We start from the raw sequence: 6,928 nt of genomic DNA, 5'->3' as shown, positions 1-6,928 counted from the left end.
GGCCCGCAGCGGGGGGGCGGCGGCGGGGCCTCATGGGGCGGCGCGGCCCCCCCCCGCGGGCCGCCGGCGGCGGGCGGCCGCCCCCCCCCCGGGTGCGCCGCCGGCGGCGCGTTGTTGGCAGGATGGGCCGGGTGAGCAGCACCGAGAGCAGCCCGAGCCCCTCCCGCACCGACGGGTCCTGGTGGCGCGACGCCGTCATCTACCAGGTCTACCCGCGCTCCTTCGCCGACGCCGACGGGGACGGCCTGGGCGACCTGCCGGGCATCACGGCCCGCCTGCCGCACCTGGCCGACCTCGGCGTGGACGCCGTGTGGCTCTCGCCGGTGTACCCCTCCCCGCAGAAGGACGCCGGCTACGACGTCGCCGACTACCGCGGCATCGAGCCGGTGTTCGGCACCCTGGACGACTTCGCCGCGCTGTCCGCGCGCGCCCACGAGCTGGGCCTGCGCGTGGTGATGGACCTGGTGCCCAACCACACCTCCGCCGACCACGCCTGGTTCCGCGAGGCGCTGGCCGCCGCGCCGGGCTCGCCGGAGCGGGCGCGCTACGTCTTCCGCCCCGGCCGCGGCGCGCAGGGCGAGCTGCCCCCGAACTCCTGGCGCTCGGTGTTCGGCGGCCCGGCGTGGACGCGCGTGGCGGACGGCTCGTGGTACCTGCACCTGTTCGACTCCAGCCAGCCGGACCTGGACTGGTCCAACCCGCAGGTGCGCGAGGAGTTCACCGACGTGCTGCGGTTCTGGCTGGACCGCGGGGTCGACGGTTTCCGCGTCGACGTCGCGCACGGGCTGATCAAGGCCGAGGGCCTGCCGGAGTGGGACCACGACCAGGCGCTGCTGGAGGGGGCCACCTCCTCCGGCGAGCGCCCGCCGATGTGGGACCAGGAGGGCGTGCACGAGGTCTACCGCGAGTGGCGCCGGGTGCTGGAGTCCTACGAGGGCGAGCGGATCCTCGTCGCCGAGGCGTGGGTGACGCCGCCGTCGCGGCTGGCGCGGTACGTGCGCGCCGACGAGATGCACCAGGCGTTCAACTTCGACTACCTGCGCGCGCCGTGGCGGGCCGCGGAGCTGCGCGGGGTCGTCGACGCCACCCTGGCCGCGCACGCGGAGGTCGGCGCGCCGGCGACGTGGGTGCTCTCCAACCACGACGTGGTGCGCCACGCCAGCCGGCTGGGCTACCCGGCCGGTGCGGAGCCGGTGTCCGGGGTGGGCCCGGACGACCCGCAGCCGGACGCGGAGCTGGGCCTGCGCCGGGCGCGCGCGGCGAGCGTGTTCATGCTGGCGCTGCCGGGCGGGGCGTACGTGTACCAGGGCGAGGAGCTGGGCCTGCCGGAGGTGACGACGCTTCCCGCGCAGGTGCGCCAGGACCCCGCGTTCGCCCGCACCGGCGGCGAGGACCGCGGCCGCGACGGCTGCCGCGTGCCGATCCCGTGGGAGGGGACGCAGCCCTCGTACGGGTTCGGCCCCGGCGCGGCCTCGTGGCTGCCGCAGCCGCCGGAGTGGGCGCGGCTGTCGGTGGCCGCGCAGACCGGCGTGGCGGGCTCGACGCTGGAGCTGTACCGCTCGGCGCTGGCGCTGCGCCGCGAGCACGGCCTGGGCCGCGGCGCGCTGGCGTGGGACGCGGAGCTGACCGGCGGGGACGTGCTGGCCTTCCGCACCCGCGACGTGCTCGTGGTGCTGAACCTGTCCGCGCAGCCGGTGACCCCGCCGGCGGGTGCGCGGGCTCTGCTGGTCAGCGGTGAGCTGGTGGACGGCGCGGTGCCCACCGACACCGCCGCCTGGTTCGCGCCGGCCTGATCCGGCGGCGCGGCGGGCGGTCCCCGGGCGGGGGCCGGCCGCCGCGGCGCGCGGTGCCTCAGCGCTCGTAGCCGGCGGCGCCCCCCTCGAGCGCGAAGGCGCGGGTGGCGGCGACGTTGGCCTCGACCGCGCGCCGCCACGCGGCCGGGTCGCGGCGCAGCCGGCGCCGGCGGGCGCGCACCACGGCGACGACGGGGCGCAGCGCGGCGCTGCCGGCCCGCGAGCGGGCGATGCCGAGGTCGTCGGCGAGGGCGTCGCCGAGCATGGCGCGCGAGACGGTGCTCACCAGGGGGCGGGCGAGCCGGCGCGGCACGGGGCTGAAGGCCGGCAGGGCGTCGGCCAGCGCGGTCAGGCCGGCGCGGGTGAGGCGCCGGGAGTCCTCGCCGGGCGGGCCGGTGACGGCGGCGATCCGGGCGGCGAGCAGCTCGGCACCGGTGGCGTCGACGGCGCCGGCCAGCAGCCGCGGGTCGATCCCCAGCAGCTCCCCCAGCACCCGCCAGTACGCGTACAGCGAGCGCTGCTCCTGCTCGGTGAGCTCCAGGCCCAGGGCGGCGTCGGCGCGCGTGGTGACGAGGGTGAAGTCCAGCCAGGTGCGGGCGGTGTCGACCTGGGAGATCGGCACCGGCCCCCGCCCGCCGGCGGCGCGCCGGACGGCCCGGCGCACCCGCGCGTGCAGCAGCCGCACGCGGACGGTGGCGGCGAACCCGGGCTGCCCCGGGCGCAGCCCGCCGGGCAGCAGCGCGGCGGCGTGCCAGCGGGCGGTGTCCTGCAGCCGCTGGAAGGCGCTCTCGACGAGCCGGCCGGTGCCGACCAGGACGGCGGCGGGCCCGGGCGGGGCGTAGCTGTGGATGAGGGCGCCGGCGCCCAGGTCGAAGACGTGCCCGGCCTGGGAGATCGTGAAGTGCGGCAGGCAGGCGCGCTCGAGCAGCTCCGCCGGTGCCGCCCGCACGACCGCCTCCGCCCCGGCGAGGTGCGCGGCGAGGGCGGGGGTGGCGGTGGCGTCGAGCACGGCGGCGCCCTCGGCCAGCCCGCGGTCCAGGGCGCGCCGCGCGGCCGGGTCGGCGGCCAGCTCGTCGGCGGCGGCGTCGGCGGGCGGGTCGCCCACGGCGCTCAGCTCGGCGATCAGGGCGTCGAGCCCGGCCGCGCCCGGTGCGGCGCCCGGTGCGGTGCCCGGTGCGGTGCTGCGCGGTGCGGTGGTGTCCACGGGCCTCCCCTGTCGTCCGCCCCTGCGTACCCGCCCGCGGCGGGCGCGGCAAGGGCGGACGGCGGGGTCAGCGCGCCACGACGCGCAGGGTCTCCATCGAGGGGTCGGCGGCGTCGGGGACGAGCATGCCGGCGGCCACGCCGCTGGTGAGGTAGTCCACGACGTCCCGGGAGACGACCTCGCCGGGGGCCAGCACGGGCACGCCGGGCGGGTAGGGGCTGACGAGCTCGGCGACCACGCGGCCGACGGCCTCGGCGATCGGGACCTGCTCCACGCGCCCGAAGAACGCCTCGCGCGGGGTCATGGCGTTCTCCATCTCCAGCGAGCCCGGGCGCGGCAGCCGCGTGGCGGGCTGGCGCTCCAGGTCACCGGCCTCGGCGGCCAGGCGCTGCAGGGACCGCACGAGCAGCGCCTCGGTGGCGTCGTCGTCGGCGTGGGTCAGGCGCACCCCGATGCGGCAGGCGTCGGCGGAGCCGACGTCGACGTGGCAGGTGGCGCGCAGCCAGTCCCCGGCCTGGTAGCCGCTGATCCCCAGCGGCCGCACGTCGATCGTCAGGGCGAGGGGGTCCAGGTCGAACGCCCCCTGCGGGCGCACGACCTCCCGGCCCATGAGCTCCAGGCCCTCGATGCCCTCGACCGCGGCGCGGACCCGCTCGGCGCGGCGCAGGGCGGCGCTCAGCAGCTCCTCGCCCTGCTCGACCATGTGCCGTCGCCAGCCGTCGAGGGTGAGGTAGACCAGCGCGGAGGAGCTGGTGGTGCCCAGCAGGTCCTCGCGCTCCTTGAGCACGTCGGGGTCCACCAGGTCGCCCTGCAGGTGGAACACCGAGCTCTGCTCGATCGCCCCGCCCATCTTGTGCACGCTGGTGACGACGACGTCGGCGCCGGCGTCCACGCCCCAGGCGGGCAGGTCGGGGTGGAAGGGCAGGTGCGCGCCCCACGCCTCGTCGACGATGAGCGGGACGCCGAACTCGTGGCACACCCGTGCCACGCCGGCGATGTCGGCGCAGGTGCCCCAGTCGGTCGGCGAGATCAGCAGCATCCCCTTGGCGTCGGGGTTGGCCTCCAGCGCGCGGCGCACGTCGGCCGGCTCCGGCGGGTGCGCCAGGTGCAGGTCGGCGTCGAAGTGCGGGTGCACCCACACCGGCTCGATCCCGGAGACGATCACCCCGGCGATGACGGACTTGTGCGCGTTGCGGGAGATCAGCAGCTTCTCCCCCGGCCCGGCCACGGAGATCATCGCCGCCTTGACCGACAGGGAGCTGCCGCAGGTGGAGAAGAACGCCTTGCGCGCGCCCACCGCGTCGGCCATGAGGTCCTCGGCCTGGCTGACCACGCCCTGCGACTCGCGCCGGTCGTCCAGGCCGTTGAGGGTGAGCACGTCCGAGGCGAAGACGCCCTCCCCCAGCAGCTGCACCACGCGGGGGTCGGCGCCGCGGCCCTGCTTGTGGCCGGGCGGGCCGTAGACGACGTCGCCGCGGTCCCTGAACGCCTGCAGCGCCTCCAGCACCGGTGCGCGCGAGTGGTCCACCACGTCTCCTCCTCCTGGACTGCCGTGCGGGGTGCGCCCCCGCCGGGACGTACCCGCGGGGGCGCGGACCATGCGGCGCCGGGCGCGGCGGGACGGTGCGGCGGGACGGTGCGGCGGGGTGCGCGCCGCAGGGGGCGCGCGGCTCAGACGGTGACGAGGACCTTGCCGACGGCCTCGCCGGAGTCCAGGCGGGCGAACGCGGCGCGCGCGTCGGCCAGGGCGTGCACGGAGTCGACCTCCGCGGCGAGGTCGGCCAGCTCGCAGAAGCGCAGCAGCCGCTCGAACTCCTCGCGGGTGCCCATGGTGGAGCCCAGCACCCGCAGCTGGCGGAAGAAGACGTTCTCCAGCATCGCCGGGGGGGCGCCGCCGGTGGTGGCGCCGGAGACGACGATCGCGCCGCCGGGCTTGAGGGAGCGCACCGAGTGCTGCCACGTCGCCTCGCCGACGGTCTCCAGGACCGCGTCGACGCGCTCGGGCAGGCGCTCGCCGGCGGCGAAGGTGGCCGCCGCGCCCCAGGAGGCGGCCCTCGCCAGGCGCTCCGGGGAGCGCCCGGCCACCCACACCCGCAGGCCGGCGGCCGCACCGAGCGCGATCAGCGCGTTGGACACGCCCCCGGCGGCGCCCTGCACGAGCACGGTCTGCCCGGGCACCGCGCGCGCCTGGGTGAAGAGCATCCGGTACGCGGTCAGCCACGCGGTGCCCAGCGAGGCGGCGCGCTCGAAGGACCACCCGGCGGGCTTGGGCAGCAGGTTGCGCCGCGGCACCCACACGTGCTCGGCCAGGGTGCCCGGGTGCAGCTCGGAGAGCAGGGTGCGGCGCGGGTCGAGGGTCTCGTCGCCGAAGAAGTCCGGGTCGGCGACGACGGCGTGCACGACGACCTCGTCGCCGTCGTCGGTGGTGCCGGCCGCGTCGCAGCCGAGCACCATGGGCAGCCGGTCGGCGGGCAGGCCCACCCCGCGCAGGCTGAACAGGTCGTGGCGGTTCAGGGCGGCGGCGCGCACCGCCACGCGCACCCAGCCCGCGGGCGGCTCGGCGGCCGGGGCCTCGCCGACCTCCAGGGCGGAGAGCGGGTCGTCGGGCGAGCTGCGGACGGCGCGGGCGGCGAGCACGGCCGCGACGCTACCGGCGCCGGCGCGCACCGGCGCGGGCGGGCGCGGCCTCGGTAGCCTCCGGGCGTGAGCGAGCCCAGCCCCCTGCTGCCCGTCCTGGACGTCCACCCGGTGCCCGGCGCGGCGGACGTCTTCACCGCGCCGAACCTGCCGCACTGGCGCCCGCGGCTGTTCGGCGGGCAGGTGCTGGGGCAGGCGACGGTGGCGGCCTCGCGCACCGTGCCGGCCGAGCGGGCGGTGCACTCGCTGCACGCGTACTTCCTGCGCCCGGGCGACCCGGAGGTGCCCGTGCGCTTCGCGGTGGAGCGCCTGCGCGACGGGCGCTCGTTCTCCGCGCGGCGGGTGCAGGCGCTGCAGGACGGGGTGCCGATCCTGTCCGGCATCGCCTCCTTCCAGGAGGCCGCGCCGGGCCTGGAGCACGCCGAGCCGGCGCCGGAGGTGCCCGAGCCGGAGGAGCTGACCAGCGACGTGGAGCTGCTGGACGCCCTGGAGCACCCGATGGCGCGGCAGCTGGGCCGCGGGCGCCTGACCGACGTGCGGCACGTGGAGCCGGCGCTGTACGTCACCGCCGACGGGCAGCGCCGCGCGCACCAGGCGGTGTGGATGCGCCTGGACGGCGCGCTGCCGGAGGACCCGGTGCTGCACCGCGCGGCGCTGGCGTACGCCTCGGACTTCACGGTGCTGGAGCCGGTGCTGCGCCGGCACGGGCTGGTGTGGGCCACGCCGGGGCTGAGCGTGGCGAGCCTGGACCACGCGATGTGGTGGCACCGCCCGGCGCGCGCGGACGAGTGGTTCCTGTACGTCGCGCAGAGCCCGAACGCGACGGGGGCGCGGGGGCTGTCGACGGCGCGCGTGTACGACCGGCAGCGGCGCCTGGTGGCCTCGGTGGCGCAGGAGGGCATGCTGCGCCTGCCCTGAACGGGCGAGGGGCTGAGCGGGCGAGGGGCTGAGCCGGCGGGGGCTGCGCGGGCGGGGCGGCCGTGGAAGAATGTGACCTGCATCACAGAGCGAAGGAGCTCTCGATGGAGGAGGGAGTCATGACCGCCGCCACGTCCGTCCTGCAGCGGCACCGCCACCGCCGCCGCCACCACCCGCAGCACGCGCCCCGGCACTGCGCCTGCGCGCGCCGCGCCGCCGCCGCGGCCGCCCGGGCCGACCGCCTCGTCGCCCGCTACGCCGCCGCCCCCGCCCCGCGACCGGCCGGCGCCGGGGACGCGCCCGCCGGGCGCAGGCTCGACCCGGCCCTGTGAGCGGGGCCCGGACGCGGAGGTGCCCGCGACCCCGGCGGGGTCGC

Annotated in this window: 6 protein-coding genes; 3 read left to right on the top strand and 3 right to left on the bottom strand. The window is 78.2% G+C overall.

The features are described from left to right. The first annotated feature begins 122 nt into the window (after positions 1-122). On the top strand, positions 123-1,793 hold the full coding sequence (locus tag ACRYR7_RS23255) for a glycoside hydrolase family 13 protein (protein ID WP_432574571.1): 1,671 nt from the start codon (positions 123-125) through the stop codon (positions 1,791-1,793). Positions 1,794-1,851: 58 nt separating this feature from the next. Here ACRYR7_RS23255 and ACRYR7_RS23250 read toward each other — a convergent pair whose 3' ends face one another. From ACRYR7_RS23250 to ACRYR7_RS23240, 3 genes are all read right to left on the bottom strand, one after another. Next, positions 1,852-2,997, bottom strand: a complete 1,146-nt coding sequence (locus tag ACRYR7_RS23250) for an oxygenase MpaB family protein (protein WP_432574569.1) — start codon at positions 2,995-2,997, stop codon at positions 1,852-1,854. A gap of 67 nt (positions 2,998-3,064) precedes the next feature. Then, on the bottom strand, positions 3,065-4,525 hold the full coding sequence (locus ACRYR7_RS23245) for an aminotransferase class I/II-fold pyridoxal phosphate-dependent enzyme (RefSeq protein WP_432574567.1): 1,461 nt from the start codon (positions 4,523-4,525) through the stop codon (positions 3,065-3,067). 143 nt (positions 4,526-4,668) lie between these two features. Beyond that, complete coding sequence (locus ACRYR7_RS23240) at positions 4,669-5,634, bottom strand: zinc-binding dehydrogenase (RefSeq protein WP_432574566.1); 966 nt, start codon at positions 5,632-5,634, stop codon at positions 4,669-4,671. Between the two features lie 66 nt (positions 5,635-5,700). Between ACRYR7_RS23240 and ACRYR7_RS23235 the strand changes: the two genes are divergently transcribed. Both ACRYR7_RS23235 and ACRYR7_RS23230 read left to right on the top strand, forming a co-directional pair. Beyond that, complete coding sequence (locus ACRYR7_RS23235) at positions 5,701-6,552, top strand: acyl-CoA thioesterase (protein ID WP_432574564.1); 852 nt, start codon at positions 5,701-5,703, stop codon at positions 6,550-6,552. A 104-nt stretch (positions 6,553-6,656) separates the two neighbouring features. Next, a complete protein-coding gene (locus ACRYR7_RS23230) occupies positions 6,657-6,884 on the top strand; it encodes a hypothetical protein (RefSeq protein ID WP_432574562.1) in 228 nt (75 codons plus the stop codon). Positions 6,885-6,928 lie beyond the last annotated feature (44 nt).

The sequence above is a fragment of the Kineococcus gurbantunggutensis genome (assembly GCF_050871925.1).
GTDB lineage: Bacteria > Actinomycetota > Actinomycetes > Actinomycetales > Kineococcaceae > Kineococcus.
The sequence above is the reverse complement of the archived record's forward strand: the minus strand, read 5'-3'. Positions and strand labels throughout refer to the sequence as shown.

Coding starts and splice junctions, on each gene's coding strand:
- ACRYR7_RS23255 (WP_432574571.1), top strand. CDS start 123: ATGGGCCGGGTGAGCAGCACCGAGAGCAGCCCGAGCCCCTCCCGCACC.
- ACRYR7_RS23230 (WP_432574562.1), top strand. CDS start 6,657: ATGGAGGAGGGAGTCATGACCGCCGCCACGTCCGTCCTGCAGCGGCAC.